The 26,706-nt window shown below is 63.2% G+C and carries 26 protein-coding genes and 1 pseudogene; 11 read left to right on the top strand and 16 right to left on the bottom strand.

Translation table 11 applies throughout. The features are described 5' to 3' along the window. The 5 genes from AC3FJ6_RS19395 to AC3FJ6_RS19415 all read right to left on the bottom strand — a co-directional run. The coding region (locus AC3FJ6_RS19395) for a TetR/AcrR family transcriptional regulator (RefSeq protein ID WP_488773335.1) at positions 1-380 on the bottom strand (380 nt) is incomplete at its 3' end. A 123-nt stretch (positions 381-503) separates the two neighbouring features. Continuing rightward, on the bottom strand, positions 504-2,150 hold the full coding sequence (gene actP / locus AC3FJ6_RS19400) for a cation/acetate symporter ActP (protein ID WP_488771344.1): 1,647 nt from the start codon (positions 2,148-2,150) through the stop codon (positions 504-506). Then, positions 2,147-2,530 carry a DUF485 domain-containing protein gene (locus AC3FJ6_RS19405; protein ID WP_488771345.1) on the bottom strand — a complete coding sequence of 128 codons (384 nt, stop codon included), beginning with the start codon at positions 2,528-2,530 and terminating at the stop codon, positions 2,147-2,149. Before AC3FJ6_RS19405 ends, actP begins: the two co-directional genes overlap by 4 nt. Before the next feature lie 31 nt (positions 2,531-2,561). Continuing rightward, positions 2,562-3,782 carry an FAD binding domain-containing protein gene (locus AC3FJ6_RS19410; RefSeq protein ID WP_488771346.1) on the bottom strand — a complete coding sequence of 407 codons (1,221 nt, stop codon included), beginning with the start codon at positions 3,780-3,782 and terminating at the stop codon, positions 2,562-2,564. Continuing rightward, positions 3,779-4,258 carry a VOC family protein gene (locus AC3FJ6_RS19415; RefSeq protein WP_488771375.1) on the bottom strand — a complete coding sequence of 160 codons (480 nt, stop codon included), beginning with the start codon at positions 4,256-4,258 and terminating at the stop codon, positions 3,779-3,781. Before AC3FJ6_RS19415 ends, AC3FJ6_RS19410 begins: the two co-directional genes overlap by 4 nt. A 569-nt stretch (positions 4,259-4,827) precedes the next feature. On the opposite strand from AC3FJ6_RS19415, the gene AC3FJ6_RS19420 reads away from it, so the two are divergent. The 9 genes from AC3FJ6_RS19420 (at position 4,828) to AC3FJ6_RS19460 (ending at position 14,946) form a co-directional block, all read left to right on the top strand. Continuing rightward, positions 4,828-5,766: an intradiol ring-cleavage dioxygenase gene (locus tag AC3FJ6_RS19420; RefSeq protein WP_488773336.1), complete on the top strand. Its 939-nt coding sequence runs from the start codon at positions 4,828-4,830 to the stop codon at positions 5,764-5,766. A 55-nt stretch (positions 5,767-5,821) separates the two neighbouring features. Continuing rightward, a complete protein-coding gene (locus AC3FJ6_RS19425) occupies positions 5,822-6,571 on the top strand; it encodes an SDR family NAD(P)-dependent oxidoreductase (protein WP_488773337.1) in 750 nt (249 codons plus the stop codon). A gap of 38 nt (positions 6,572-6,609) precedes the next feature. Beyond that, entirely contained in the window at positions 6,610-7,494 is an 885-nt protein-coding gene (locus AC3FJ6_RS19430) for a beta-keto acid cleavage family enzyme (RefSeq protein WP_488773338.1), read from the top strand. Positions 7,495-7,541: 47 nt separating this feature from the next. Further along, positions 7,542-8,519: a quinone oxidoreductase family protein gene (locus AC3FJ6_RS19435; RefSeq protein ID WP_153948875.1), complete on the top strand. Its 978-nt coding sequence runs from the start codon at positions 7,542-7,544 to the stop codon at positions 8,517-8,519. Beyond that, the gene (locus tag AC3FJ6_RS19440; protein ID WP_153948874.1) at positions 8,516-8,866 is read left to right on the top strand and encodes a cupin domain-containing protein; all 351 of its coding nucleotides are present in this window, start codon (positions 8,516-8,518) and stop codon (positions 8,864-8,866) included. Before AC3FJ6_RS19435 ends, AC3FJ6_RS19440 begins: the two co-directional genes overlap by 4 nt. A 91-nt stretch (positions 8,867-8,957) precedes the next feature. After that, positions 8,958-10,058: a porin gene (locus AC3FJ6_RS19445; protein WP_488773339.1), complete on the top strand. Its 1,101-nt coding sequence runs from the start codon at positions 8,958-8,960 to the stop codon at positions 10,056-10,058. A 33-nt stretch (positions 10,059-10,091) separates the two neighbouring features. After that, positions 10,092-11,090 (top strand): tripartite tricarboxylate transporter substrate binding protein, encoded by a 999-nt coding sequence (locus AC3FJ6_RS19450; protein ID WP_488773340.1) that lies wholly within the window; start codon positions 10,092-10,094, stop codon positions 11,088-11,090. 65 nt (positions 11,091-11,155) lie between these two features. Beyond that, positions 11,156-12,193, top strand: a complete 1,038-nt coding sequence (locus AC3FJ6_RS19455; protein WP_153948871.1) for a LacI family DNA-binding transcriptional regulator — start codon at positions 11,156-11,158, stop codon at positions 12,191-12,193. Between the two features lie 731 nt (positions 12,194-12,924). Continuing rightward, positions 12,925-14,946, top strand: a complete 2,022-nt coding sequence (locus tag AC3FJ6_RS19460; protein WP_488773341.1) for an FUSC family protein — start codon at positions 12,925-12,927, stop codon at positions 14,944-14,946. A 114-nt stretch (positions 14,947-15,060) separates the two neighbouring features. Here AC3FJ6_RS19460 and AC3FJ6_RS19465 read toward each other — a convergent pair whose 3' ends face one another. The 3 genes from AC3FJ6_RS19465 to AC3FJ6_RS19475 form a co-directional block, all read right to left on the bottom strand. Then, positions 15,061-16,095 carry an MBL fold metallo-hydrolase gene (locus tag AC3FJ6_RS19465; RefSeq protein WP_488773342.1) on the bottom strand — a complete coding sequence of 345 codons (1,035 nt, stop codon included), beginning with the start codon at positions 16,093-16,095 and terminating at the stop codon, positions 15,061-15,063. Between the two features lie 84 nt (positions 16,096-16,179). After that, positions 16,180-16,902, bottom strand: coding sequence for a nitroreductase (locus AC3FJ6_RS19470; protein ID WP_488773343.1), 723 nt, complete (start codon positions 16,900-16,902; stop codon positions 16,180-16,182). A 3-nt stretch (positions 16,903-16,905) separates the two neighbouring features. Then, on the bottom strand, positions 16,906-17,454 hold the full coding sequence (locus tag AC3FJ6_RS19475) for a 4-hydroxylaminobenzoate lyase (protein ID WP_488773344.1): 549 nt from the start codon (positions 17,452-17,454) through the stop codon (positions 16,906-16,908). 113 nt (positions 17,455-17,567) lie between these two features. Here AC3FJ6_RS19475 and AC3FJ6_RS19480 point away from each other — a divergent pair, with 113 nt between their 5' ends. Next, positions 17,568-18,548: a LysR family transcriptional regulator gene (locus AC3FJ6_RS19480; protein WP_488773345.1), complete on the top strand. Its 981-nt coding sequence runs from the start codon at positions 17,568-17,570 to the stop codon at positions 18,546-18,548. Positions 18,549-18,583: 35 nt separating this feature from the next. Here the strand turns inward: AC3FJ6_RS19480 and AC3FJ6_RS19485 are convergent. Continuing rightward, a pseudogene (locus tag AC3FJ6_RS19485) lies at positions 18,584-18,952 on the bottom strand (type 1 glutamine amidotransferase family protein); the annotation flags it as partial. A gap of 325 nt (positions 18,953-19,277) precedes the next feature. Here AC3FJ6_RS19485 and AC3FJ6_RS19490 point away from each other — a divergent pair. Then, positions 19,278-20,414 (top strand): SGNH/GDSL hydrolase family protein, encoded by a 1,137-nt coding sequence (locus AC3FJ6_RS19490; protein WP_488773346.1) that lies wholly within the window; start codon positions 19,278-19,280, stop codon positions 20,412-20,414. A gap of 17 nt (positions 20,415-20,431) precedes the next feature. Here the strand turns inward: AC3FJ6_RS19490 and AC3FJ6_RS19495 are convergent, their stop codons facing one another. The 7 genes from AC3FJ6_RS19495 to AC3FJ6_RS19525 all read right to left on the bottom strand — a co-directional run bounded on the left by AC3FJ6_RS19495 (position 20,432) and on the right by AC3FJ6_RS19525 (position 26,504). Continuing rightward, positions 20,432-21,163, bottom strand: coding sequence for an amino acid ABC transporter ATP-binding protein (locus AC3FJ6_RS19495; RefSeq protein ID WP_488773347.1), 732 nt, complete (start codon positions 21,161-21,163; stop codon positions 20,432-20,434). Then, positions 21,144-21,800 carry an amino acid ABC transporter permease gene (locus tag AC3FJ6_RS19500; RefSeq protein WP_488773348.1) on the bottom strand — a complete coding sequence of 219 codons (657 nt, stop codon included), beginning with the start codon at positions 21,798-21,800 and terminating at the stop codon, positions 21,144-21,146. The genes AC3FJ6_RS19495 and AC3FJ6_RS19500 overlap by 20 nt, the downstream gene beginning before the upstream one ends. Further along, the gene (locus AC3FJ6_RS19505; RefSeq protein WP_488773349.1) at positions 21,797-22,465 is read right to left on the bottom strand and encodes an amino acid ABC transporter permease; all 669 of its coding nucleotides are present in this window, start codon (positions 22,463-22,465) and stop codon (positions 21,797-21,799) included. The genes AC3FJ6_RS19500 and AC3FJ6_RS19505 overlap by 4 nt, the downstream gene beginning before the upstream one ends. A 22-nt stretch (positions 22,466-22,487) precedes the next feature. After that, positions 22,488-23,249 carry a transporter substrate-binding domain-containing protein gene (locus tag AC3FJ6_RS19510; RefSeq protein WP_400396033.1) on the bottom strand — a complete coding sequence of 254 codons (762 nt, stop codon included), beginning with the start codon at positions 23,247-23,249 and terminating at the stop codon, positions 22,488-22,490. Positions 23,250-23,305: 56 nt separating this feature from the next. Further along, positions 23,306-24,088, bottom strand: a complete 783-nt coding sequence (locus AC3FJ6_RS19515; RefSeq protein WP_488773350.1) for a GntR family transcriptional regulator — start codon at positions 24,086-24,088, stop codon at positions 23,306-23,308. 309 nt (positions 24,089-24,397) lie between these two features. Then, positions 24,398-25,399, bottom strand: a complete 1,002-nt coding sequence (locus AC3FJ6_RS19520) for a Bug family tripartite tricarboxylate transporter substrate binding protein (RefSeq protein ID WP_488773351.1) — start codon at positions 25,397-25,399, stop codon at positions 24,398-24,400. Positions 25,400-25,409: 10 nt separating this feature from the next. Continuing rightward, positions 25,410-26,504, bottom strand: a complete 1,095-nt coding sequence (locus AC3FJ6_RS19525; protein WP_488773352.1) for a porin — start codon at positions 26,502-26,504, stop codon at positions 25,410-25,412. Between the last annotated feature and the right edge of the window lie 202 nt (positions 26,505-26,706).

Consider the following 26,706-nt stretch of genomic DNA (forward strand, 5'->3'; position numbering starts at 1 on the left):
TTGATGCCTTCGTGAGTCAGGCCGGCGAAGATAAAGAGCCGGATCCATTCCTCGCGCAGGATCACCGACGAATAGTCCAGATAGAAGGCGTACAGCCGTTCGGTCAGCGGCAGGGAGCGGTCCGTGATCTGGCGATCCCAGTCCGGACGCCATTGGAAAACCTCGTTGTAGACACGCTCGATCAGCGCGTCCTTGCTGGCGAAATACCGATAGAGAAGGGGCTGTGTGACGCCGATCTGCTTGGCAAGCTCACGTGTGCTGCCGCCGAAGCCATTTCGCGTGAAGTGTTCGATGGCCTTCTCGACAATCTGCTGCTCCCGCTCCTCAGGCAGCAGGCGCCGCGTGGATTTTTCGATGCCTTCGGTGGCGCTTCGTTCCATGGCTGTCTCTCTCGGGCCTGCTGTTCGGGTAATGGCCCGATTCTACCAATCACCCGATCAATAAGAAAAGGCGACGCCCCAGCGCGCTGGCTGCCGCCTCGAAGCGAGGTCGGCAGCCACGCGTCAGTGGCCGGACTTGGCCGTGATACCGAGTTCGCAGTCCACGCGCTGGTTCTGGTAGGCGTTGCGTTCCCACGCGCCGCGCGCTGAGCGATCGGTCACCGAGAACACGTAGATGCCTGCAAACGCCACCAGCATCGAGAACAGTGCCGGATACTCGTACGGATAGATGGCCGACGCGTGCCCGAGCACCTGCACCCATACCGTCGGGCTCAGGATCGTCAGCACCACGGCGGTAATCAGGCCCATCATGCCGCCCATGACCGCCCCGCGCGTAGTCAGGCCGCGCCAATAGATCGACAGCAGCAGCACGGGGAAGTTGGAACTGGCAGCAATCGAGAATGTCAGGCTCACGATGAACGCAATGGTCTGCTTCTCGAACAGGATGCCCAGCAGGATCGACAGCACGCCCAGTACCAGCGTGGTGATGCGCGACACACGCATCTCGTCCTTGTCCGACGCGCGGCCCTTGCAGATCACCGTGGCATACAGGTCGTGCGAGATGGCGGAGGAGCCCGCCAGCGTCAGGCCCGCCACCACGGCGAGGATTGTCGAGAACGCCACCGCACAGATGAACCCCAGGAAAACGCTGCCGCCCACGGCGTGGGCCAGGTGTACGGCCACCATGTTGATGCCGCCAATCACCGCGCCAGAAGGCGTGTGATAGAGCGGATCCTTGGCGACCAGCGCAATCGTCCCGAAGCCGATGATGATGATCATTGCGTAGCCCATGCCGACGATGCCGGTGGCATACAGCACGCTCTTGCGCGCGGCCTTGACGTTACTGACCGTGAAGAAGCGCATCAGGATATGAGGCAACCCCGCCGTGCCGAATATCAGCGCCAGACCGAGCGACACCGCCGAGACCGGATCGGAGACCAGACCGCCCGGGCGCATGATGGCTTCCTGCTTCCCGTGGGCGGCGATGGCATGGTCGAACAGGCTGTTCAGGCTGAAGCCAAAGCGGCTCATCACCATGAACGCCATGAACGCGCAGCCGGCCAGCAGCATGACCGCCTTGATGATCTGGATCCAGGTGGTGGCCAGCATGCCGCCGAAGAACACGTAGACGACCATCAGCACGCCAACCAGCACCACAGCCGACGTGTAGTTGAAGCCGAACAGCAGTTCCACGAGCTTGCCGGCACCGACCATCTGCGAGACCAGGTACAGCAGCACGATCACGATGGAACTCGACGCCGAGAACGCACGTATCGGCCGTTGCCGCAGCCGATACGACAGCACGTCGGCCAGCGTGTAGCGCCCCAGATTGCGTAAGGGCTCGGCAATCAGGAACAGGATGATGGGCCAGCTGGCCAGAAAGCCGATGGAATAGATCAGGCCGTCATAGCCGCTGGTAAACACCAGCGCCGAGATGCCTAGCAGCGAGGCGGCGGACATGTAGTCGCCGGCGATCGCCCAGCCGTTCTGCATGGCGGTGATCTTGCCGCCGGCGGCATAGTGGTCGGCCACGCTGTTGTTACGACGGGCCGCCCAGCGAGTGATGGCCAGCGTGGCCACCACGAAGACGACGAACATGGCGATGGCGATGCCGTTCAGGCCCTGGCCCACCGGCGGCGTGGCAGCCAGGGCGGGCGTGGCAACCGTCAGTACGGCGCAGAAGGCAAAAGAGGCGCGCGTGCGATTCATGACGGCTCTCCGTCGCGGATGTCCGCGATCATCCGGTCGTAGACCGTGTTGGTGCGATACACGTAGATGGCGACGAGCGCGAAGGTGAACGCGAACATGCCGAAACCGACGGGAATGCCGATGCTCATCGGCTGGTCCGGTACCAGCCGCATGGCGAGCAGGTCGGGACGGAAGGCCAGCGTCAGGATGAAGCCGAAGTACACCAGCAGCATCGCGGCGGTCAGTGACCACGAGAAGCGCCGCCGGGTGCGGTGCAGTCGCTCGAAATCGGCGCGGCCCAACATTGGATGCGGTGCCAGCGGGGCGTCGATGGCCTCCGGGTCTTCATGGGTGTTGTAAGGCGCGACGGGGGGCGCGGTCTGTGGGGCGGCTTGAGGCATGGTTGTCTCCTTGTGTTGTTGTCCTTGGCGGTCAGAACCGGCGCGACACGGCGGTCTCGCGCATGACCGCTTCCGGGGTTCGGTAGCGTTCGGCCATGGCGCGGTCTTCGTCGCTCTTCAGTTGGGCCTGCATGTAGGCGCCAAGGTGGCGGGCGTGCTCGACAATGGCCTGGCCCACCTGCACGCGTTCGGCGCTGTAGGCTTCGAGCCCGGCCTCGATGGTCGGCGCGTCCGACAGCGCGCGCGCGAGCGCCATCGCATCGCCGGCCGCCTTGGTGACGCCCATCCCGCAATGGGGCCGCGCCACGAAGGCGGCGTCACCCAGCAGGGCCACGCGACCAAACGCCATTTGCGAAACGGTGAGGTCATAGATCGGCTGGAACAGCGGGTGTGCAGTCCGCCTCACCACTTCGGCAAACTGGGGCGCTAGGAGGTCAGTCGCTGCGCTTTCCATGTCGGCGATGACCTCGGGACGGATCAGGCCCGGAGGAATGCCGGTGGACCAGCATTTGCCGTTGGCATCTGTGAGCAGATCGGCTAACTGGTTGGCACTGGTGGCGCGGTACCACACGAAGTTGAACCGTCGCTGGCCCAGCGTGGTGCTGTTGCGCTCGCCAGCCACCGGGTAGCCGAGAATCTGTTCATGCGGCGGCAGGCAGAACGCGAACTTGTCGAATATCGCGGCGTGCGTCGCCGGTGTCAGGTCGGTCTCGTCGACCAGTCCGCGCCAGGCGATATAGCCTGCGTATTCCAGCTGAGCGGCCGGCAGCAGTTGTTCCCGGATAGTGGACCGGAAGCCATCGGCGGCGATCACCATGTCGGCGCGGTGTATCGAGCCATCCTGCAGCGTGACTTCCGCATGGCCGGTGTGCGATGCCACCGCCGTGACATGCGCGCCGGTGCGATAGAGATCCGGAAACGCCTTACCCAGTACCTCGTACATCTTGCCCCAGGCGGTCAGCGTCTGGGGCAGCTCACGATCCGAAACCGCACTACCATCGCGAGCCAGCGTCACGCGGGTATTGACCGAGACGCCGATGCTGTCGTCGACGGTCACGCCGGCAGCGGCCAAAGCTTCGAACAGTTCCGGGTGCGTGACGATGCCGGCCCCACGACCGGTCAGCGCTTCGGGCGTGCGCTCGAAAATCTCGACTTCCCAGCCAGCCCGTGTCAAAAGGTTGGCGGCAAACAGCCCGCCTACGGAGCCGCCGATGATGATGGCCTTGCGTGGGGATGATGGGATGGGCGTCATGCTGTGGCTCCTGCTTCGGCTTGCGATTGCTGCGGCAGTGCCAGGCCTGCCACTTCTTCGGCGGGGTAGTTGAGTTCGATGGTGACGCCGGACGGGTCTTCGATGAATACCTGGTGCAAGCCCAGGCTGGGGACGGTGCGGTCGCGCCAGGCGATGCCCTCGGCGCGTAGCGTCTGCCACATGGCAGTGACGCCAGTCGCCAGGAAGGCAATATGGTCGACGGTGCCCGTGCCGGCTTCCGGCAACGCCTTGTCGCCGAGATAGGCAGTCAGCCCCGCCGGATTGCTCGGGTCGATGCCGATGATGTGCACGGTGCCGAAGTCCCGTTCGTCGTCGCCCATGTAGAGCCAGGCGCCGGGGAAGTCGAACGGCGGCCGGTACCCACGCCGGAACCCGAGAATGCGTTCGTAGAATGCGCACGACCGTTCGAGGTCCGCCGTGCGGATTGAATAGTGTGCGAGCTTGGTGATCGCCATGCTGTCTCCAACAAATTATCGATCGATTAGTGATCGTGTGATAAATGTAGTTCGGAAGAGGGACGCAGCCAAGCTCCGGAACGGTAGTGTTTACCCTTGCTCACGTCTTTCCAAGGGGAACCTCAGGGGGCGTGCTGGGACATGGCCACCGGCATCTTGGACGCCATACCGGGCCAGTGCCACACTGCTGGCCGATGGCCGCTCGAGATTGGCTGCGCCGCCAGCGACTTTGTGCCGCGCGCCCCGTGGGCCCTTGATGAATATGGCCGCCTAAGGGGGTGTAACAACCTCCGACAGGCTGCGGCACGCCGGATCGTCAGCTAGCAGGTCGCGGTTATCGGCATGACACACTTTTCTCTTCAGCTTTCGAACAACGGTCCGCGTGACTGGCGTAATCCTGCCGAGACCTCGATCAGCACTAGGGATTGTCCGGATGCTCCCGTAAGTGTTTGATTTCCATGAACTGTCATCCTGAATCGGATGGCTCGCCACATGCTCCTGCGGTTGTCCCCCTTGCCCTCAGACCGAATTCGACCATAATGCAAACGTTTGCATAAACGGGAGACGGTATGGAGACACATCACCTCGCTACGAAGGCAGAGTCCTTGCGTACGGTTGCGCTAATCGAGGGAGAGGATTCCGTGACAAAGGTCGTTCTGGAGGCTATGGCAGGGACAGAAGACCCGCGTCTGCGTAGAGTGATGGCCGCGTTGGTATCGCATTTGCACGCCTTTTTGCGCGAGGTTCGGCCCTCCGACGAGGAGTTCGAACGAGCGCTCGCATTCGTTGCCGCATTGGGCCAATCCACCCATGCGACAAACAATGAGGTAGTGCTGGCCGCCGATGTGCTCGGCTTGTCGACTCTGGTCACCACCATTAACAACAGCACCCACGATGGTCGTACCCCCGGTGCATTGCTGGGACCGTTCTATCGTGCCAATGCCCCGCGCTACGACTGCGGCGACTGCGTTGTCCAGGACGATCCTCCCGGCTTACCGCTGTTCGTCAGCGGTAAGGTGCGCGCGACGGATGGCTCGACGCTGGCCGGAGCGATGGTGGAGGTCTGGCAAGCCTCGCCTGTCGGCCTTTATGACAACCAGGATCCCCAGCAGCCCGACCGCAACTTGCGGGGCGTGTTTCATACGGACGCCAGCGGCAACTATCATTTCCGAACTGTCCGCCCGGCAGGCTACCCGGTTCCTACCGATGGGCCCGTCGGCACACTGCTTGCCGCCCAGAAGCGCCATCCATATCGCCCCGCGCATATCCATTTCATCGTCGCTGCACCTGGATACCGCACCCTAGTGACACAGGTCTTCGCCGACGACTCCGACATCCTGGAAACCGACGTTACGTTCGGCGTCCATCGCCAGTTGGTCGGCGCCTTCAGGCTGGTGGAAACAGGCTTGAGTCCATGGGGAGGGCTGCCGGCCCCGTTCTACACGCTGCAGTTCGACTTTACGCTCGAACCGGGCGAGCAGACGTTTCCCACACCTCCCATTGACTGAATCATCCCCACCAACTCACAAATGGGGCCATCTCGGCCACTCACTATCCCAAACCATGACTATTTCCAATCTCTCTGGCAAGGTTGCCGTCATCATCGGAGGAACCGGCGGCATTGGCTTTGCTGCTGGCCGCGCGCTGGCCAACGTGGGCGCCAGCGTCGTACTGACCGGGCGTGACGCCGAACGCACGGCAAAGACGGTCGAAGACCTCCCGGCTGGCAATCATATGGCCGCGCGTGCCGAAGTGGCCGATAGCGCCTCGCTGCAGGCGCTGGCCGCCGATGTGCTGCACCACTACGGCCGCGTGGACATCCTCGTTAACACGTCGGGCTTCACGCGCGCCATTCCCCACGCCGATCTCGATGCGCTGGACGACGCCCTGATCGACCAACTGTTCGCGGTCAACTGGCGCGGCCAGTTCGCGGCAATCCGGGCCTTCGCGCCGGCATTGCGGGCCGGCGGCGAAGGGCTGGTTGTCAACGTCGGATCGATTGCGGGGCGTACGGGGCAGGGCAGCAACGTGGCCTACTGCGCCGCCAAGGCCGGCCTCGACGTGATGGCGATGTCGCTGGGCCGGGCGCTGGCCCCCGAGATTCGCGTGCTCAATGTGTCGCCGGGCGTGGTCGACACGGGCTTCGTGCCGGGTCGCGACAGCTCGTTTAACGATCGGGCCGCCAAGACCACGCCGCTGCGGCGCATCGGGCATGCGCAGGACGTGGCGGACGCCATCGTCGCGTGCGCCACGTCGCTGCGGTTTGCCACCGGCACCACCATTGTGGTCGATGGCGGACGCCAGCTCGGCTGATCTTTTTTCCTTACGTGTTTTCCTTTTTCCAATCATCCATGCACGCCAGAAAGACCATCATCACCTGCGCGGTGACCGGCAATATCGTCACCCCAGAACAGCACCCCGGGCTGCCGGTGACACCGGCGCAGATTGCGGAAGCCGCGCTCGAAGCCGCGGAAGCCGGTGCCGCTGCCGCGCACATTCACGTGCGCGATCCGGCCACCGGGCGGCCGTCGATGGAACTCGACTACTACGCCGACGTCATCGACCGCATCCGCGTCCGCAATCGCAGCCTGATCATCAACCTCACCACCGGGCCGGGTGGGCGCTTCGTGCCCGACGAGAACGAGCCGCGCGTGGCCGCGCTCGGCACCACGCTGCTGCATCCGCTCAAGCGCGTGGCGCATATTGCCGCCTTGCGGCCGGACGTCTGCTCGCTGGACCTCAACACCATGAATTCGGGTGCAGACGTGGTCATCAACACGCCCACGAACGTACGCAAGATGGCCGAGGTGATCCGCAGCGCAGGTGTCATGCCCGAACTGGAGATTTTCGACTCCGGAGACCTGAACATGGCGCTCGACTTCATGCGCGACGGCGTGCTGGACGGCCCCGGCCTCTGGACCTTCGTGCTGGGCGTGAAGTACGGCTTTGCCGCCACGCCGGAGACGATCTTCTATGCCCGCAACATGCTGCCGACCGGCGCGCAATGGTCTGCGTTCGGTATTGGCCGCGCGGAATTCCCGATCGTCGCGCAGGCGTGGCTGGCGGGTGGCCACGTCCGCGTTGGCCTGGAAGACAACATCTATCTGGAAAAGGGCGTGCTGGCACCAAGCAACGCCGCGCTGGTGGCCAAGGCGCGCGACATCGTCAAGTCGCTGGGCGGCGAAATCGCGTCCGCGTCCGACGCCCGTGCGCAGCTTGGCCTGCGTGAAGCCTGAGGCCTGAGCCCTTCCGTATTCAATTTTCTATTGTCACGACATTTATCATGAATACCATTCAGGTTCACCAGAAAGCCCCGACCATCGACGCGCTGGAACTGTCGCTGATTGGCATGCCACGCCCGGAGGCCGGCGTCGGCCAGTGCATTGTTGAAGTGGCCAGCGCGGGGGTGAATCCCAGCGACGTGAAAGCCACGCTTGGCCTGATGCCGCATGCCGTGTGGCCGCGCACGCCGGGCCGCGACTATGCCGGCGTGGTCGTCGACGGACCGAGCCAATGGCTCGGGCAACAGGTTTGGGGCAGTGGCGGCGAGCTCGGTATCCGTCGCGATGGCACGCATGCCAAGTACTTGCGCATCGGTGTGGAGGCAGTTCGTGCCAAGCCGCCAGCGGTGTCGCTGATCGAAGCCGGCGCGGTGGGCGTACCCTTCATCACGGCATATGAAGGCCTGCGGCGCGCTGGCATGCCCAAGGCGGGCGATGTGGTGCTGGTGGGCGGCGGCAATGGCAAGGTAGGGCAGGCGACGATCCAGATTGCCACCGCGTTGGGCGCGCGCGTCTTCGCCGTGGAGCGCGGATCGGAACCGTATCGCGGTCACGCCAGCGGCCCGGTGCGCATGATCGATGCTAGCCGCGAAACCATTTCCACGGTGGTTCGGGACGAGACCGGAGGCCATGGCGCCGATATCGTCTATAACACCGTAGGCAGCCCGTATTTCGAGCAGGCCAACCTTGCCATGGCCATCGGCGCCACGCAGATCTTCATCTCGACCATCGAGAAGCCGGTGCCGTTCGACATCTTTGCGTTCTACCGCGGCCAGCACACCTACGTGGGCGTCGACACCCTGGCGATGGACAGCCAGGCCTGTGCCGCGATCCTGGATGCGCTCGCGCCGATGTTCGCCGCCGGCCAGCTCAAGCCGTTCCCGGTGTTGCCTGACTATACGTACACGCTGGCCAACGCCAAGGACGCCTACCGCGCCGTGCTGCAGGGCGCCACCGAACGCGTGGTGCTGACGCCATGAATACGACCCGATTCGACCAGGCGCCGGCCTACTACCCGGCCAACCACGAGGGCATGCACTGCCTGCGCCTCCAGGGGCACGAGGCGGGTCCTTCCGAAGCCCTGTGGCTGGGCGTCTCGGTGATCCTGCCAGGTGGTCACACGTCGCTGGACGCGTCACTCGTCGAAAAGCACTACGTCGTGCTGCAGGGCGAGGTCTGCATCCGGACCCCGTCGGAGAGCGTCACCCTGCGGCGCTTCGATTCCGTGCGGCTGGCGCCCGGAGAAGCCCGCCAAGTCAGTAATCCATCCAATCTTCCGGCCATGCTGCTGCTGGCCATGCCGTATCCCCCGCCCGTGGCACCGTAATTTTTTGATCCGGTTTTGCAAACGTTTGCAAAGCATCCATAACAACGAGGAGGAGACCCCCACGATGCGAAAGACCTTCAGGCGACACCGCATGGTCCCGCCAGCCCTGGTACTGGTGTCCGCCGGCATAACTGCCGGGACAACCGCCCCCGCAATGGCCGAAGATGGCGTGACGATCTACGGACGGCTCAACACGGCTTTCGAATATTCGCGCGCCAGCACGGCCACCGATGGCACCAGGCTTGGCAGCACGGCGCGGGTGACTAACAACCGGTCGGTGTTCGGCTTTCGGGGAGAAGAGGGCTTGGGCGGCTCGCTCAAGGCCGTCTGGCAGATCGAAAGCAACGTTTCGCTGGATACCGGGCAGGGGCAAATCGCCGGCCGCAATTCGCGGGTCGGCCTGCAGGGAGACTACGGCCTGGTATTCATGGGGCACTGGCAGACGCCCTATACCGAATCGACGGCGGGCTACGACCCCTACTACCCGACCACTGCCGGCTACATGGCGCTAATCGGCAACGGGTCGACGTCCAGCTCGGACAACGTGCAGGACACAAGTTCCTTCGACCGCCGCCAGAAGAACATCGTGCAGTACCGGTCGCCGCAGTTCTGGGGTGCCAGCCTGTGGCTGGGCTGGGGGCTGCCGGAGGAAAAGAACGCCGTTCTGCGCAATCCCGCGCTCTATTCGGCTGCGCTGGTTTACGACCAGGGGCCGCTCAGTGCAACGTTCGCCTACGAAATGCACCAGCACTATCAAGCTGCCGGGCGCAACGACAACGCACTGAAGGTGGCACTGGCTTACCAGTTACTTCCCGGCACCCGTCTGGCGGCGGTCTACGAACACCTGCACTACCGTACCGACACGGGGGACCTGCAGCGCAACGGCTACTACGCGTCGCTGGTGCAGAAGCTGGGGCCGGGCAGCGTGCGCGTGGGCGTTGCGTTCGCGCCCAACGGCACTGGATCGTCCACGGACACCATCGGCTTCTTCCGGAGCGGCCCGGAAACCGGTGCCACGCAGTTCACCGTGGGGTACGACTACCCGTTGTCCAAACGCACGACGCTTTACGCGTACTACAGCCGTATCAACAACAGGAAGAACGCGATCTACGACTTTGCCATCAACGAGCTTGGCGTCAGCGCCGGTGCCGATCCGCAAACCTTTGCGCTTGGCATGCGGCATTTTTTCTGACGCTGGCCCGGACATTGTTGCGAGGAGACCATCATGATTCGACAGTTTTTCAGCACCGTTGCCGTTCGCCCCATTGCCGCACTGGCGCTCGCGGTGGCTGCCGCCATGCCGATGCAGACGAGCGCCCAATCGCAGTTTCCGGCCAAGCCGATCCGTCTGGTCGTGCCGTTTTCGGCTGGTAGCGCCACCGATATCCTGGCGCGCATCATCGGCGCCAAGATGGGCGAGTCCGGCCCATGGCAGGTCGTGGTCGATAACCGGCCGGGCGCAGGCGGCACGCTGGGTGCCACCACGGTGGCAAAGGCTGTACCTGATGGCTATACGCTTGTCCTGGTGTCCGTGGGGCATGCCATCAATGCCACCTTGTACCCGAAGCTGAGCTATGACACGCTGAAGGACTTTGCCCCGGTATCGCTGGTGGCTTCGGTACCGAACGTGCTGGTGGTCAATGCTGCCAGTCCGTACAGGTCGGTGCGCGACATCGTTGCGGCGGCCAAGGCCAGGCCAGGCGCCTTGAACTTCGATTCTGCCGGGTCGGGCAGCTCCACGCACCTGAGCGGCGAGATGTTCAAGATGCAGGCAAAGATCGACATTGTGCATATCCCGTACAAGGGAACTGGCGAGGCCTTGACCGATGTGATGGCCGGGCGGGGCGACATGATGTTTGCGCCCAGCGTGTCGGCGATGCCGTTTGTCAGGCAAGGCAAGCTCCGCGCACTGGCCGTCACCACGGCCAAGCGCGCTGGTGTGCTGCCCGATATCCCCACCGTGGCGGAATCGGGGCTGCCTGACTACGCCTTCGACTCGTGGTTCGGCGTGCTGGCGCCGGCGTCGACCCCGAAGGAGATCGTCAACGCCCTCAATGCCGAAATTGGCAAGGCGCTAGCCGCTCCCGACGTGCGGGAGCGGCTGGCCGCGCAGGGTGCGGAGCCACGGGCCAGCACCCCGCAGGAATTTGCCAGCTATATCCAGGCCGAGGTCGTCAGGCTGGCTCCGGTGGTCAGGCAATCCGGGGTGCGCGCGGGAGAGTGACGTAAGCCTGCCGGCAGACGCTAGAATGGCGCATCTCAATGATCCAGCCTGGCGTCCGCCGTTCCATGTCCGATAGAAAGCGCGTGACTATCAAAGACCTTGCCGCAGAGGTGGATGTGCATTACTCCACGGTGTCGCGGGTGATGAATCCCGCGACGCGTCACCTCGTCGGCGAAGAGGTGGCGACGCGCATCCTCAAGTTGGCCGAGGCGCGCGGCTTCCGCCCGAACCGCATTGCCGCGGGACTGCGCACGCAGCGCTCGGGGATGGTTGGCGTGATTCTGCCCGATATCGCCAATCCGGTGTTTCCGCCCATCCTGGCGGGCATCGAGTCGGTGCTGGCCCGGATGGGCTATGTGCCGATCGTGGTAAATGCCGGCATCGAGCGCACGCGGCAGCGCTTTGTGGTCGACCAGTTGTTGGCGCGCCAGGTGGAGGGGCTGATCCTGGCAACCGCCGAGCGCGACGACCCTTTGCTTGAGTACTGCGTGAAGGTGGGCATCCCCGTGGTCATGGTGAATCGCGGCGAACACACGGGCCGCGCCTCGTGCGTGGTCAGTGACAGTGCGCTCGCAATGGCGTTGACGGTCGATCACCTGGTCTCGCTTGGCCATCGCTGCATTGGGCACATCGCTGGTCCGGCTAGTACTTCCACCGGCGAGTCGCGCCGCGAGGGTTTCCTGCGAGCGGTCAAGCACCATCGACTCCGGCGTAGCGAATATGGTGTGGTTGAGGCCGAAAGCTATGCGCGCGAAGCGGGTCGCAAGGCTTGCGCCCAGTTGTTCGATGCGCTGCCCGGCTTGACCGCTATCGCCGCTGGCAATGACCTCGTTGCCATGGGTTGCTACGACTACCTGCGAGAGCAGGGTATCCGCTGTCCGGACGACGTATCGATCGTCGGCCACAACGACATGCCTTTCGTCGATGCGCTGACGCCTCCACTCACTACCGTCCGTATTCCAGTGCATGACATGGGTGAGCAGGCGGCAGAATTGCTACTTCGGCGGATCGCCAGACCGCTGACGGCCAGTGTCGTGATCGAACTGCGTCCAGAACTTGTGGTGCGGGGGTCTACAAAAGCACCTCGGGCAGCAGCGAGCTAATTGCTAGTAAAGCGAACTATCCTCTTTCGTCAAACTTGGGTGGGCCTTTGAGGCTGAAGGGCATTCACCGCGTAACGCGATCCGTACACCGACGGCGCCTGAGTGCAATACCGATTGCAGAAATAGGAACGGCGTCAACCCAAACGTTGACGCCGTTTTTCTTATGCCGGTTGCGGATACCGTGCAGCCATTCAGGTTTCGCACGATGCGATGCCCCTCCCTGCACAGTTGCGCCGCCGTGTCGCCCCGGCCGGTCCAGAGCGTGGACATCACCGCGTACTCGGTTCGGACGCCAAACCGATCCTGGCGAACATGAGGCACGAATTCTGGATTAATTGTTCGGCGTTTCCAAAAATAGCAATGGCTTCTTGTCGCCAACCCCATGTCGCATTCCCGGGAAAAACCCTAGGATGCCCCACTAGATTGCTGCTGCCCGCCAGCACGACCTGTGTCCGCGATGGGTCTTCCTGCCGACGCCTTCACGCGAAGGCGTCGACGGCGTTTGATGACCCTGTCGCGCGATCGAACCCTTCACATTGCAAGAGGAACGCACAGTGAAAATTGAAGACATCCGTCGCAACGCCTTTGCCATGCCGGTCCACAATCCAGCCGGCTCTGACGTCACCCCAATCGAACACCCTGTTGCTCGCGCCGGCAATCGTGAGGTCCGGGCGGCATGAACGCGAGGATATGCGGCATGTACGCCTGGCCGCACTACTTCTGAATCCGTGATGAATGTTCCACGATTAATATCCCTCGACCTGAAGGCGCTGGCCCGCTTGCCGTCGGACCCTGCATGGTCCGGGTGGATATTTGCCATCCGTACCACGGCAGCCTCGCTGATCGCGCTTTACATCGCCTTCCTGATGAACCTGGACGATCCGAAGTGGGCGGCGATGACCGTATGGATCGTGGCGCAGCCCCATCGGGGCATGACACTCTCGAAAAGCCAGTACCGGATCGTCGGGACGGTAATCGGGGCCGTGGTGGCGGTTGCACTCACCGCGCTCTTCGCGCAGACGCCTGAGTTGTTCCTGCTGACGCTGGCAGCGTGGATTGGCATCTGCACCGCCGTGGCGACCTCCCTGCGGAACTTCCGGTCCTATGCCGGCGTGCTTGCCGGCTACACAGCCGCTATCGTTGGAATGGGTGCTGGCACTGCGCCACTGCACGCATTCGATATCGCCGTCGCCCGGTGCCTGTACATCATTCTGGGCATTGTGGTGGAGGCGGCGCTGACCAGTTGCTTCGCGATTGGTGAGCCGGATCGCGACCTGCGCAACCGGTTTGACCGCTACGTGGCGCAAGCCTCCGGCATGTGTGCCAGATTGCTGCGCCGGGATCAGGATGGCGAGGCGATGCACCGGCTCTTTGCCGGGGCGATGGTGCTCGATACCGCAGCGGAGTTCTCCGCGGCGGCGTCGTCCACGGCCAGGCGAAAGCTCGGGCACTTCCGCGAGCTGGCCGTGTCCGTGCTCGCGCAATTGGCCGCTGCGCAGACGCTGGGCGAGCAGTTGGCTCGGCATCCCGAGATCGACAACGGGCTGGTGGAGGACACCGCGTGTCTGCTCGATCGCGTGACCAAGGCGCCGGATGGCCTGCAGACGGACATTGCCGCAATGCAGTGGCGGGTTGACCAGGCGCTGCAGCGCGAGGGCTCGCGGACCGATGGCGACGCCGCGCCGCAACTGATGGTGCTGAATCGGATCCGCCTGCTGCTGGCCGCCCTGCAGGACGTGACGACGCGTGCCGCGCAGGTCGACCAGCCCGAGGTGGGGGCGTCGCGCCAGCGCCTGACCTATCACATCGACGCTGTCCTGGCATGGAGAAACGGCATGCGGGCCTTCGCCGCAGTGCTGGCTGCCTCGGCGTTCTGGATCTTCAGTGCGTGGCCGTCCGGTGCAGGCTTCGTGACGATTTCGGGGGTGGTGAGTGCGTTGTTTGCGACCCGACCAAACGCCGTGGGTGTCTCACTTGCCTTTCTCAAAGGAGCGGTGTGCGCGGCGCTGGTGGCGGCGTTGTGCAACTTTGCGTTGTTGCCTGCAATCTCGGGGTTCGTACCGTTTGCCTGCGTGGTGGGGTGCTGCATGGTCGCCGCGGGGGTGGCGATGTGCAATCCGCGCATCGCCGCGATCGGCAATGGCGCGGCGGTCTTCTTTTGGAACTTCATTTCCCCGCTCAATGGTGCGCGTATCGCGGATGCGGCATTCCTCAACGGGGCGGTCGCCACCCTGATCGGCATTGCCTTTGGCGCCGCCGCGTTCTCGATCCTGTTGCCCGCGGACCCGGATGCCGTGCGACGGCGGCTACGGCGTGCCGCCTACCAGGACCTGATCCAGATCGCCGACCGCCGCAGGGGATGGCGCGCCAAAGCATGGCTTGGTCGGACTGCGGACCGGTTGAACCGCCTGACGGCGGTGGGCAGCACCGATGGCGCCGTCGGGGAAGCCGACGTTCGTGGCCATATCGCCGCCTGGGCAATTGGCTACAGTTTGCTGGCCATGCAGGAGTTGGCCAATACCAGCGGCACCGTGCGCCGTCTCCTGGCGGTGGTGCAGCGGCACATTCAACAAGGGGATCTGGATCGCGTGGTGCGTGTCTGCCGGTCGGCGGCAAGTCGACTGCAGGGCAGGGGCAGTGGACTAAGCGATGACAGACGCGAACGGCTGACAACGGCCATCCTGCTGCATTCCATTGCGGACCGGGCCAGTACGCACGGCGCGTTCCTGCAGGGCCAGGCGCCGGCGCACTGAGCCTCGAAACGGCAGTCACGCGCACTGGCGATCGGATCATTCTGCCATCGACGCACTTGCTCAGGAACGCTACCCCAAGACACCGAGCGGGGACCAACCGCTTGACAGCAGAGGCTAGATATCGGCCTGCAGTCCTGCGTAGACCATTCTCGTAAATTGATCGCCATTGAAGACGAAGTTTCCCCATTTGGCATCGAAGTCTGCTGTTGGCTTGGCTGCGACGATCTCCTCTAGCGTCTTTCCGGCCTTCTTGAGCGCCGCTACGTTGTTGCGCACAGTCACCAGCATGTCGCGAAACTCGATGAGCTGAGCCCGCGTGCCTACGGCCCCATGCCCAGGAATGACGATCGTGTGGGAGGTCGTCCGGGCTACCGCCTTGCTGGCCCATTTGATCGCGCCGTCGATGCTGCCCCCATCTTCGTTGTCAATATACGGATATAACCCGTTCCAGAAAGTGTCGCCCAGCACCAGCACGTCGGCGTTCCTGAAGTAGACCCATAGATCCCCGTCCGTATGACCTTGGCCAAAATTCTCCACTTCGATCATGGCGCCGCCAAAGTTGAACGTCATCCCGTCGTCGATCAACAGCGTTGGGCGTGCTGATTGTTGGACCGGGTCAAACGTCCAGTTCCAGGCATTCACATGTGTTCTTTCGGTAAGGTGCTTATAGGTATTCCTATGCGCCACGATCGTGGCACCTGCCTCATGCATCCAAGCATTGCCATCCGTGTGGTCCCAGTGCCAATGCGTATTCACTACGTACCTGAGCGGGCGTGGTCCGATTTCCTTGATGGCTTCCTGGAGCTTTTCCTGTGACTTGCTGATGCCGGCATCGACCAGGAAATTGCCCTCCCGAGTCGCGAGCACAGTGATGTTGCCGCCGGAGCCCATCAGCACGGTGATATTGCCACGCACCGGCTTCCTGACGAGATCCTTGTCGGCGCGGCGCAAATATCTTGCGCCAGCCCCCGTATGAAAATAGTCGTCAGCCGTCACCTTGGCATCGGCGACGATCTGTTGGGTGAAATCGGAGGCCGATGCAGCGGTGGGGGCGAACGCAGCGGCGGCAAAGCTGATCCCTGTCAGCAAAAGGCTGAGCAGAGTGTTCACGTTGGATCGGAACGTCTTGAACTTGAAAAGGGTGGTCATCTTGATACGTGTTGTGCAGTGTCGCCATCCATGTGTGGCGGAGCGGCGTCTGTTCGGACGAACATTGGGATAGCCGCGATGGGATTACCGACCGGCAGTGCCGGGAAAGCCCAATAGGCGCGCGAAGTCCCCCACGCGTGCGCGTGGCATCCTCGTCTGATTGACCTCGGCTTCGGTGTCACCGAAGCCCAACGCCATACCGAAAGCAGTGACTTCCTCGGTAGGCATATTCAAGTACGATGCAATCTGCTCGTGGAACGGTGCGAAGGCGACCTGGGGACATGTGTCAATGCCCCGCGCCTTCGCGGCAATCATGAGGTTCTGCGCGAAAAGCCCGATATCGATCCAACTGTGCGGCTTCAGTCTGCGGTCGATGCTGATGATGAGACCCACCGGAGCGCCGAAGAACGAGAAATTCTTTTCGGTCTGGCGCGAGCGCGCCGCCGTGTCGTTGCGATCGATACCAAGCGACGCGTAGTAGCGTGCGCCGAAATCAATTAGTCTCGTGCGAAAAAGGTCAGGCAAGGGCTCAGGAAAGTGAGCGGGAGCGGGAGCCAACCCGCCCCTGTGAGCCGCGACCAGGATGTCGGCAAGTTCGTCCTTGACGGTACCTGTAACCACGTACACGCGCCAAGGCTGAATGTTGGCTCCGCTCGGCGCGGCGGCCGCTTCCTGCAGGATCTGCTCGACCACGTCCTGGCGCACGGGCTCTGGCTTGAACGCACGGACTGACCGCCGCGAGGTGACTACTGAGGCGACACATTGCGTGATCGCGTCCTGGGACCATTTACTAATCGTCTGGACCATGACTCACTCCTGCGGGGCTTCGTGATAGGAAATGCGCCCGGAAGGCAGGAAGAACAACGCGATCACTGCACCCCCTTTTGCTTCGGGGTAGTGATGGCTCCCAGGAGCGGGGGCGGTCCAGCCACCCGTACACCAGCCATTCGGACCGTTGAGTGCCGCGCCAGCATTCAAAGGCACGACCATGTTGAACTCCCCATATGGATGGCCGTGGTATTGCCCGCGGAACCGACCGTCCAGATGTCCCTGGGCATTGCCAGTGCTGTCCATATACACCGCAGTGATGCTGAAGTGCAGCGTGCGCTCGGAGGGCTCCGCGATGCGACTACGGCGATAGGTTGGGCCTTCAATATCGATGTTGGCCGCCCAGCCATCCTCCACACCCTTGCGCACCAGGGAAGACAACGTTCGGTACAGCTGGCTGGCAGGTCCGTATTTCCGGTTGAGCCAGCTTTCCACCTCGGTGCCGGTCGTGAGGTCCTTCACTTCCTCAAGGAAGGGGATGCATCGCTCGATCAATGCTTCGCGATCGCTGTCCAGTGTTTCTGAAGTCATGGTTCGCTTCCTGTCCAATAGTGGAAGCCATAATGCGCCGCCAGTGAATGGAATGGAATTGATGTCTGTGCATCTGCATAATGAAGGCAATTCAATGAGCGAGCGACACCATTATGAGCATTGGACGTACGGATCTGAACCTTCTGAAGGTTTTCGAGGCCGTCTATGAGGAGCGGAATCTGATCCTGGCCGGCAAGCGTCTGCACCTCACGCAATCTGCGGTAAGCCATGCGCTACGCAGGCTTCGCGAACTGGTGGGTGACGAGCTTTTCATACGGAGGGGCAAGGGCATGGTGCCTACCGGGCGTGCCCTGTCGATGGCGCCAACGTTGCTGGATTCGATTCGCCGTATCGAGAACGCCTTGGGCACGGAGCCGTTTTCTCCAGGCCAGTCCAGGCGTAGGTTTGTCATAGCGGCGAACGACCACGTTACGGAAGTAGTCGTAGCGCCACTTTCGCGGGAGTTGCAGAAGTCGGCGCCCGGCGTGGACCTCGTCATTCGGCCGTCGACACGACTGGATCTCGCGGAGCAGATCGACTTGGGGCGTATCGATATCGCCATCGGCATCTTCTCCCAGGTTCCACATCGCCTGAACTCGTGCGAGCTGATGTCCCAGGGTGAGTCGATCTTGATGTGCAAAGGACATCCGGCCTCACGAAGAAAGCTCAGACTCGAGGATCTGGCGACGTACCCGCTTGTCACGCTGTCAGTGGGCGGGCAGGAGGAAGGGGCGGTGGGGGGATTCATCGTCGAGCGCGGGTTGGCTCGCCAGTCCGAGATGTTCGATCGACGAGCATTGGAGGAGGCGCTCCTTGCGTCCGGTGCGACGCCGCGGCTGAGAGTCACGGTCCCACACGCGCTCGCCATTCCGGCCATGCTTCGCCAGACGGACATGCTGTCGATCGTGCCGGCGTCGCTCGCCTTGGCACTCGCAGATCGTGGGGGCCTGACTCGTCGCGCACCACCTTACCCATCACGCACGGAAATCATGCGCGCGGTCTGGCATGGCCGTGACGATGACGATGTGGGGCATGCCTGGCTGCGCGAGATGATTGTGAAGATTGCGCAGACTTCAGAAGCAGCGCTGAAGTAGGCAGAAGGCGGCCGCCTGGACCGGGTCGTCGCTCGCTTGCCGTCGAGCAGGCCAGCGTCTGCCAGTACGAAGACACCGGTGCAGAGGCCGGCGGTTCGGCGCGAGCCCTCCGACGCCGCGCGGACGAAGGTCAGTTCCGCAGAGGTGCTGGCGCGCTGGGTTGGATTGACAATGCCACTGATCATCCAGGTATCGGCGTCGGTGGCGCGGTGGACGGGTTCGGTCTTGACGGAGACGCCGAGCGATGCATGGACATCTCCACCCTGCATCGAATAGACGGTCGTGCTCAGCAAGCGTGCGGCCGCTTGGCGGCTCCTTCTTCGCCAAGTTGGGCCGCCAATAACAGTGGCTTCCTTGGGTATGCAAGGCGTGCTCCGGGCAACGCCGCGTTCACGGCGGCCCACGATGGTGTCCCCAGAGCAATCGGCGGCGGCCTGCTGATTCCAAAGTGTGAAGCCTAATCAGATTTAGTTAGGCCACTAGTCGGATATCCGATTCCGTCCTCTGGCGGAGTTTCTCGTCGACTTCCTCCGTGTAATTTTTACGAAAACGGAGAAATCAATGAAAAGACGCTATGTGGCATTTGCAACGATTTTGCTAATTGTCTTCCTTTCGGGATGCGGAGGAGGTGGCGGCGAAACTCCGACACCGGTCGCGAGCGGCGGCGGGTCCCCGCCATCAGAGCCGAGTGGACCCGCCGCGCCCCCCAGGCCCTCCTCGCCGTCACCGTTGACAGATCTGGAGGCCACGAAGGCTTTGCTCAAGGCGGCCATGTCGGCTGGCGGAGCGCCCGCCACGATGGCATCGCCTCCCATCGTTACGCCGGGCATTGCCAATATGCCGTCCAGCATCAAGGACAGCAGGCTGGTGCCGCCGGACAGCCCAGCGCTGCGATACATCGGCGCAGTAAAACAAGCAGGGCCCGACTATCCGGACGACCAACTGGTCAAGAACACAGCGGTGAACTACGGCGTGCTCGGTCCCGACTCCAACATCTATTACATCGAGTTCGTGACCGACGCTCCCACCTTCGAGATCATGGTTAAAGGAAACGTGGAGGCTTCCGCGCACCGGCTTCTCGTGGATGGCGCGTACGCCACGACCTCGGCCGTCGCTTATCCTGACGATGGCAACCTGTACCTCACGCGAGTCGACTTCCAAGGAGGTCGGAAGTCGAGGAACATTCGGATCGAGACGCCCAACATGCGATTCGGCGGGCTACGGATTGCCCCGGGCGACTCCATCTCAGCCCCGCCCGCTGAGCCGAGGCGGCGCGCAGTCATTTTGGGTGACTCGATCACGGAAGGGATGGCCGGGCAAGGATATAGCTTTGACAACTACGCCACCCGGCTTGGATATCTGATGGGCTGGAAGGACATGTATCAGTCCGGTGTCGGCGCTACGGGATACCTGGAGGCCCCCGACGGCAAACTTAAACTACGCGATCGACTTTCCACCGACGTCCTGCCATTCAGCCCACATGTGCTGGTTATCGCGGCCGGCACTAATGACACCGGTCATCCGAAGGCCGAGTTGCAAGCCGAGGCGACAGCTCTCTTTGATGCCGTGGAAAAGCAACTGCCGTTCACTGTTGTTTTTGTTCTAGGCCCCTGGTCACCAGGTTCCACATTTATCGATCAACGGGATGCCATCAAGGCGGCGGTTGGAAGTCGCGTCAATTTTCACTTCATCGACAATGTCGGCGAGCGCTGGCAGACCGGCACGGGGAATGCTGGCGATCTGAATGGAGATGGCAATGGCGACATCTATGTGTCTGAGGATGGCACGCATCCCACACCCGCCGGCCATGTGTATCTAGCAGGCAAGGTCGCCGATGCGGTGATGAAAGTTGTGAAAGGGTTCTGACATCCTAATCTGGCGTGTCAGGCCTCCACCATCCCCAGGAACTGCTGGAGTTCCGACGTTTGGGGACGGTTAAAGACCTCCTCCGGGGCACCGATTTCGTGGACCTTCCCCTGGTGCATGAACACCACGCGGTCGCACACCTCGCGCGCAAAGCGCATCTCGTGCGTCACCATCAGCAAGGTCATGCCGTCGGCGGCCAGGCCCCGCACCACCTGCAGCACCTCGTTGACGAGTTCGGGGTCCAGCGCGGACGTGATCTCGTCGCATAGCAGTGCGGTGGGTTGCATGGCCAACGCGCGGGCGATGGCAACCCGTTGCTGCTGCCCGCCGGACAACTGGTCAGGATAGGCGTCGAATTTTGCGGACAGTCCCACGCGCGCCAGGTTCAGTTCGGCGAGTTCCCGGGCCTTGGCCTCTGGCACGCCCTTGACGATCATTGGCGACAGCATCACGTTGCGCCCGGCGCTCAGGTGGGGGAACAGATTGAACTGCTGGAAGATCATGCCCACCTTCAGCCGTAGCGCGCGCAGCTGCAGTTCGCTGTCGGCCAGATGAGCGCCTGCTACGGTGATGGCCCCGGCATCGATGCGCTCCAGCCCGTTGATGCAACGCAGAAGGGTGCTCTTGCCCGAACCGCTCTTGCCGATGATGGCAATGACCTCGCCGGGTTCCACGGAAAGCGAGATACCTTTCAGGACCTCGTTGCTGCCAAACGACTTGCGGACCTGATCAATGGCGATGAGCGGCATGAAATTTCCTCTCCAGCATCTTGCTGTATTGCGAAAGCGGCCAGCACAGCGCGAAATACATCAGCGCGACGGCTGCATAGACGGTAAACGGTTGGAACGTGGCGTTCACGATCATCGTGCCCGCCTTGGAAAGCTCGGTAAAACCGATGATGGATGCAAGGGCCGTTCCCTTGATGACCTGGACCCCGAAGCCAACGGTGGGGGCCACGGCTATCCGAAGCGCCTGCGGCAGGATTACGTGGCGCATCTGCTGCACGTAGCCCATGGCCAGGCTGCCGGAGGCCTCCCACTGACCGCGCGGGATGGCTTCCACACAGCCGCGCCAGATCTCGGCCAGGAAGGCCGAGGTCCACAGCGTCAACGCCAGCCCCGCAGCCAGCCAGGCCGGCACTTCGATGCCGAACAGCGCAAGTCCGAAGAACGCCAGGAACAGCTGCATCAGCAGCGGCGTGCCCTGGAACAGCTCGATATAGCCCTGTGTCAGCCGCCTTGCCCACGGCCGCTTGCCTGTGCGCAGCAACAGCACGAGCAGGCCCACGATGCCGCCGCCTACGAAGGCGACCAACGACAGCAACACGGTCCAGCGCGCCGCCAGCAGCAGGTTACGGACGATATCCCACAACGAAAACTCGATCATCCCACCCTCCGGACGAATAGCTGCCGGCCGATGCCGCGCAGCAACTGCCGCAGGGCAATCGCAAGCAGCAGGTAGATGCAGGTGGTGACCAGATACACCTCGAACGCGCGGAAGTTGCGGCCCTGTATGAAATTGGCCGCGTACGTCAGGTCCTGGGCGGCAATCTGCGAGCACACCGCGGACCCCAGCATCACGATCACCACCTGGCTCGAGAGCGCGGGCCAGATCTTCTGCAAGGCCGGGCGCAGCACCACATGGCGGAACACCTGGAACGGTGACATGGCAAGACTGGCCCCCGCCTCGAACTGTCCGCGCGGCGTTGCTGCCAGGCCGGCGCGCACGATCTCGGTTCCATAGGCGCCCAGATTGATGACCATGGCCAGCGACGCCGCCACCATTTCCGGCAGATGCACACCGAGGCTGGGCAGCCCGAAGAAGATAAAGAACAGCTGGATCAGAAACGGCGTGTTCCGGATCAGCTCCACATAGGTGCCGACGACTGCGCGCAGCCAGGCTAGGCCCTGGGTCTTGGCCCAGGCGCCCGCCACGGCGACGGCCACGCCAAGCACCCCGCCGGTGAGCGTCAGCTGCGCCGTGACGGCGATGCCTTTCACCAGCACGTCGGTGTAGTCCAGCACCGAAACGAAATCGAACGCGTAAGCCATGCTATTACCCGGGCGGCGCGTGTCAGAGCTGGGCCGGCAGCGGACGCAGCAGCCACTTGATCGACAGCGTATTGAGCGAGCCGTCCTTCTTGGCTTCGGCGAGGATGGCGTTGACCTTGTCCTGCAAGGGTTTTTCGCCCTTGTTCATGCCGATGAAGCACGGCGAATTCTTGATCAGGAACTTGGTCTCCGGCGCCTTGGGCGGGTGCTTGGCGATCAGCGACGAAGCTACCACGTTGCCGGTGGCAATCAGCTGCACCTGTCCGGACAGAAAGGCCGAAATCGTGGCGTTGTTGTCTTCGTAACGCTTGATGTTCGCGCTGGCCGGCGCGATCTTGCTCAATTCCAGATCTTCGACCGCACCACGCGTGACGCCAACGGTCTTGCCCGCCAGGTCAGCCGCACTTTTCACGGGAAGGTCCGCCGGTCCGAACACGCCGTTGAAGAAGGGCGCGTAGGCCTCCGAGAAGTCGAGCACTTTTTCGCGCTCAGGGTTCTTGCCCATGCTCGAGATTACAAGATCCACCTTGCGCGTCTGCAGATACGGCACGCGGTTGGTGCTGGTTACCGGGACCAACTGGAGCTTGACGCCCATCTTCCTGGCCATCAGCGCGGCCACGTCGATATCGAGGCCCTGCGGCGTCATGTCGGCCCCCACCGAGCCGAACGGCGGGAAATCCTGTGGCACGGCCACGCGCAGCACGCCGGCCTTGGTAATGTCGGCGAGCGTATCGGCCTGCGCGGGCAGCGCGGCCACGCAGAGGGCGGCCAGCAATGCGCACATCACGCCACGACGGGAAGACTTGGATTGGGACAGGGCTTGGAACATCGCGTGTTTCCTCAGTTTCGGGATGGGGATGGGGATGGGGATGACATTGGCTGTGCCGCGGAAACCTCCGCGGCGGGCGTTGTGGCGTGGGGCGTGCGCGTGGGATCGACCGGGGCCAGCGCCTGCCGCAGGTGCGCAAGCGGGTCGGCGGGCCCCACGGCATCAAGGCTGGTATGCACTTCGCCAAGATGTTCGGCCATCAGCCGCGCGGCCAGCGCGCCATTGCCCGCGGCCAACGCATTGACGATGTCTTCGTGCTGGCTGCAGGAGCGGTCGGCATCGGCGGCGGACTGATTGCGGCTGGCCACCAGCGTCGTGCGTGCCGTCAGGTCACGCAGCGTGTCGACAAGCAGGCCATAGCCCAGCGAGGCGCATAGACAAACGTGAAAATCGCCCAGCAGAAAGCTGCGCATGCTGGCGTCGTCGCCCTGGAGCGCAGCCTTCTCGCGTGCGATATGCACCTTGAGCGTGTGGATGGCCTGGGCGCCGGGCGGGCGCTCCGGCCCGATCTCGCGCAGCAAGCCGGTTTCGATAATGCGCCGGGCGTCGAACGCCGCGCGAATGTCGTCGGCACCCGGTTCCACCAGGAACCAGCCGCGCCGGGCGCTGACGGTCACCATGCCGCGCGCCGCCAGGCGCGACAGCGCCTCGCGCACCAGCGTGCGGCTCACGCCGAACAGCGTGGCGAGCTCCTGCTCACCCAGGCGCGAGCCGGGCAGCAGCTTCTGGCCAAGCATCGCCTCGGTGATGCGATTGGCAATATCGGCGGGAGAGTTTTCAGTCGTTGCGTTCACGGGTACCACTTGAGCAAGTGGTATGCCATGCTTGTATGCAAGATTTGTCGCCAGAATGCGGCCTATGCGGCCATTCGGGGGCGGGGCGGATGTCGGTGTATCCCCAGCGCGGGGCGCTGCGCGCCAAGACGGTGCGACGCGTTCCGGGGCCGGGGGCGGATGCCCCAGAAACGGACCGCCAACGGGCCCGATACTGGCTCCCGCAGCTGGATATGCCGTGGCAGTACTGCCACCACGAACGAAAATGCCCCGCATCGGCGGGGCGTCAGTGCTGCGGTCTCTTCGAAGGGAAGCGCGGACGCGTCCGGCTTAGTCGGCCTGGATGCCAAACTCCTTGACCAACCGGGTATAGCGCGCGTAGTCGGCGGCGATCAGCTTCTGCAGCACGGCCGGCTCGCCGCCCACAGGCGTCACGGCGATCGTGGCCATGCGCGCCACCACATCCGGCTGCTTCAGGATGTCGTTGACGTGGCTGTTCAGCAAGCGAACGATTTCCGGCGGCAGGTTCCTGGGCCCAAGCAGGGCTTGCCATGCGCCGATCTCGACGTCCTTGTAACCCAGTTCGCCCAGTGTCGGCACGTTCGGCGCAAAGGGGGAACGCTTCGGGTCGGCCACGGCAAGCGGTACCAGGGTTCCGTTGCCCACGTACTGCACCACCGCGCCGTAGGTGACATAGGTCATCGGCACCTGGCCGCCCAGCACGTCCACGATGGCGGGTGCGGTGCCGCGGTAAGGCACCTGCGAGATCTTCACGCCGGCGGACTTGTTGAAGAGTTCACCCATGATGTGCATTGGCGATCCGTTGCCCGGGGTGGCATAGGTTTCCAGTTTGCCGGCTTTTGCGCGCGCCACCAGGTCACCCATCTTCGCGATGCCGCTGTTCTTGTTCACCACCACGAACAGGGATTGCGTGCCAAGCTGGGCGATGGGGGTGAGATCGTTGAGCACGTCGTAGCTGGCGCCGGTGCCGGCCTTCAGCACCAGCGGTGCGATCGACACTGTATTAGGGGCCAGCAGTAGCGTGTAGCCGTCGGCGGCCGCGCGTGCCACATAGGCACTTCCGATCGTGCCCGCCGCACCCGTGCGGTTTTCCACGACCACTGACTGCTTGAGGCGCGCGGCGAGCTTTTCGGCCATCAGCCGGGCCAGCACGTCGGTGTCGCCGCCGGCGGGGTAGGCCACCACGATGGTGATGGGCTTGTTCGGATAGTTGCCCTGGGCCATCGACGGGGCCGTGGCAAGCAGTGCGGCCGTGCCGATGGCCGCGCCAATCGCGCCCATGACGACGCGGCGGATAACGTTGGGTTGCATGTCGGCCTCCTTAGAAAATGTGCTTGATGCCGACCATGGCGCCAAACTGCTGGCCGCCCGGTTTCGGGTTTGCGCCAGCCTGCGCGCCGCTCACGGACATCGCCAGCGTGCCGTCGTTGTTGATATAGCCCGCCGTCGCGTACACCGCCGTGCGCTTGCTGAAGTTGTACATGCCGCGCACGGCGTACAGCATCGCCTTGTTGTCGCTGTTCTGATAGTTCAGGTAGTAGACCTGGCCTGCCAGCGTGAAGGCCGGGGTGATGTCGTAGGCCGCCCCGATGTAGTAGAGCTCCGAGAGCGGCGTCGGGCTGCCCTGGTTTTCGCGGCGGATCACGCCGGCGCCAATCTTCGTGCGATCCAGCAGGACGTAGCCGGCAATCGACGCGCGGTCGTCGCGCAGGCTGCTGCTGGTCAGGCCGCCGAAGGCGCCCGGGCCGCCGCGCTGGGAGTCATACGCGGCCGTGATGCCCCACCACTTCTGGTCCCAGCCAATCATGGCCGACCATTCGCGGCACTGGCTCTTGTTGGCGGGGTTTTCGCCGGCGCAGTTGGTGCCGGAAGGGCTGGGGCCCGCGTTGGCCGTATCGCGTCCAAAGCTGTACGTGGCGCCCATGGTCAGCCCGCCAAACGTGCCCTTGTAGGCAATGGCGTTGTCGGCACGGGTGTTCGGCAGATAGCTGTCCAGTGACCCCGAGCCGAATGAGTTCGGCCCCAGGATGTCGGTGTCGAGCGTGGCCCAGAACAGCATCGTGTACTGGCGGCCAAACGAGATCTGGCCCCACTGGTTCGATTGCAGGCCTACCAGCGCCTGGCGGCCGAACAGTCGACCGCCCTGGTTGGCATTCCCGGAATCGGGGGCGAATCCGCCTTCGAGCACAAACACGCTCTTCAGCCCGTTGCCGAGATCTTCCGTGCCGCGCAGGCCCCACCGCGACGGTACGGTGCCGGTCAGCGTGTTCATGCGGACCACGCTGTTACCGGCCGCGCCGACGTTGTTGACGAATTCCACGCCCGTGTCCACCACGCCATACATGGTGACGGACTGGGCGCAGGCCAGCAGGGGCGCGGCTGCGAGCAGGCCCGCCGCGTACTTTGCGATCTTCATCTACCGTTTCCTTCTCTTGTCTTGTGGGCTTCTCATGGACGTTTCCGTCGGCAACGGTATGGTGGCTGCCGCATTGTCGTGTTTCATTAGTAAAACAATGAACTACATAGGAAACGATGAGCGGAATATAGGCAGAGGGCGTGAGGCCGTAGATAGGGGCGAACCCTAATGAGGCTCCGGTGTGACAAGGCGGCGTTGTCCG

It is taken from the genome of Cupriavidus sp. 94F1, assembly GCF_057798875.1.

Bases quoted from the DNA above. Each gene is read 5' to 3' on its own strand.
- AC3FJ6_RS19500 (WP_488773348.1), bottom strand. From the start codon at position 21,800: ATGATCGAGTTTTCGTTGTGGGATATCGTCCGTAACCTGCTGCTGGCG.
- AC3FJ6_RS19440 (WP_153948874.1), top strand. From the start codon at position 8,516: ATGAATACGACCCGATTCGACCAGGCGCCGGCCTACTACCCGGCCAAC.
- AC3FJ6_RS19405 (WP_488771345.1), bottom strand. From the start codon at position 2,530: ATGCCTCAAGCCGCCCCACAGACCGCGCCCCCCGTCGCGCCTTACAAC.
- AC3FJ6_RS19510 (WP_400396033.1), bottom strand. From the start codon at position 23,249: ATGTGCGCATTGCTGGCCGCCCTCTGCGTGGCCGCGCTGCCCGCGCAG.
- AC3FJ6_RS19470 (WP_488773343.1), bottom strand. From the start codon at position 16,902: ATGGTCCAGACGATTAGTAAATGGTCCCAGGACGCGATCACGCAATGT.
- AC3FJ6_RS19425 (WP_488773337.1), top strand. From the start codon at position 5,822: ATGACTATTTCCAATCTCTCTGGCAAGGTTGCCGTCATCATCGGAGGA.
- AC3FJ6_RS19430 (WP_488773338.1), top strand. From the start codon at position 6,610: ATGCACGCCAGAAAGACCATCATCACCTGCGCGGTGACCGGCAATATC.
- AC3FJ6_RS19450 (WP_488773340.1), top strand. From the start codon at position 10,092: ATGATTCGACAGTTTTTCAGCACCGTTGCCGTTCGCCCCATTGCCGCA.
- AC3FJ6_RS19505 (WP_488773349.1), bottom strand. From the start codon at position 22,465: ATGGCTTACGCGTTCGATTTCGTTTCGGTGCTGGACTACACCGACGTG.
- AC3FJ6_RS19495 (WP_488773347.1), bottom strand. From the start codon at position 21,163: ATGCCGCTCATCGCCATTGATCAGGTCCGCAAGTCGTTTGGCAGCAAC.
- AC3FJ6_RS19435 (WP_153948875.1), top strand. From the start codon at position 7,542: ATGAATACCATTCAGGTTCACCAGAAAGCCCCGACCATCGACGCGCTG.
- AC3FJ6_RS19445 (WP_488773339.1), top strand. From the start codon at position 8,958: ATGGTCCCGCCAGCCCTGGTACTGGTGTCCGCCGGCATAACTGCCGGG.
- actP (WP_488771344.1), bottom strand. From the start codon at position 2,150: ATGAATCGCACGCGCGCCTCTTTTGCCTTCTGCGCCGTACTGACGGTT.
- AC3FJ6_RS19520 (WP_488773351.1), bottom strand. From the start codon at position 25,399: ATGCAACCCAACGTTATCCGCCGCGTCGTCATGGGCGCGATTGGCGCG.
- AC3FJ6_RS19455 (WP_153948871.1), top strand. From the start codon at position 11,156: ATGTCCGATAGAAAGCGCGTGACTATCAAAGACCTTGCCGCAGAGGTG.
- AC3FJ6_RS19465 (WP_488773342.1), bottom strand. From the start codon at position 16,095: ATGACCACCCTTTTCAAGTTCAAGACGTTCCGATCCAACGTGAACACT.
- AC3FJ6_RS19475 (WP_488773344.1), bottom strand. From the start codon at position 17,454: ATGACTTCAGAAACACTGGACAGCGATCGCGAAGCATTGATCGAGCGA.
- AC3FJ6_RS19420 (WP_488773336.1), top strand. From the start codon at position 4,828: ATGGAGACACATCACCTCGCTACGAAGGCAGAGTCCTTGCGTACGGTT.
- AC3FJ6_RS19410 (WP_488771346.1), bottom strand. From the start codon at position 3,782: ATGACGCCCATCCCATCATCCCCACGCAAGGCCATCATCATCGGCGGC.
- AC3FJ6_RS19460 (WP_488773341.1), top strand. From the start codon at position 12,925: ATGAATGTTCCACGATTAATATCCCTCGACCTGAAGGCGCTGGCCCGC.
- AC3FJ6_RS19415 (WP_488771375.1), bottom strand. From the start codon at position 4,258: ATGGCGATCACCAAGCTCGCACACTATTCAATCCGCACGGCGGACCTC.
- AC3FJ6_RS19525 (WP_488773352.1), bottom strand. From the start codon at position 26,504: ATGAAGATCGCAAAGTACGCGGCGGGCCTGCTCGCAGCCGCGCCCCTG.
- AC3FJ6_RS19480 (WP_488773345.1), top strand. From the start codon at position 17,568: ATGAGCATTGGACGTACGGATCTGAACCTTCTGAAGGTTTTCGAGGCC.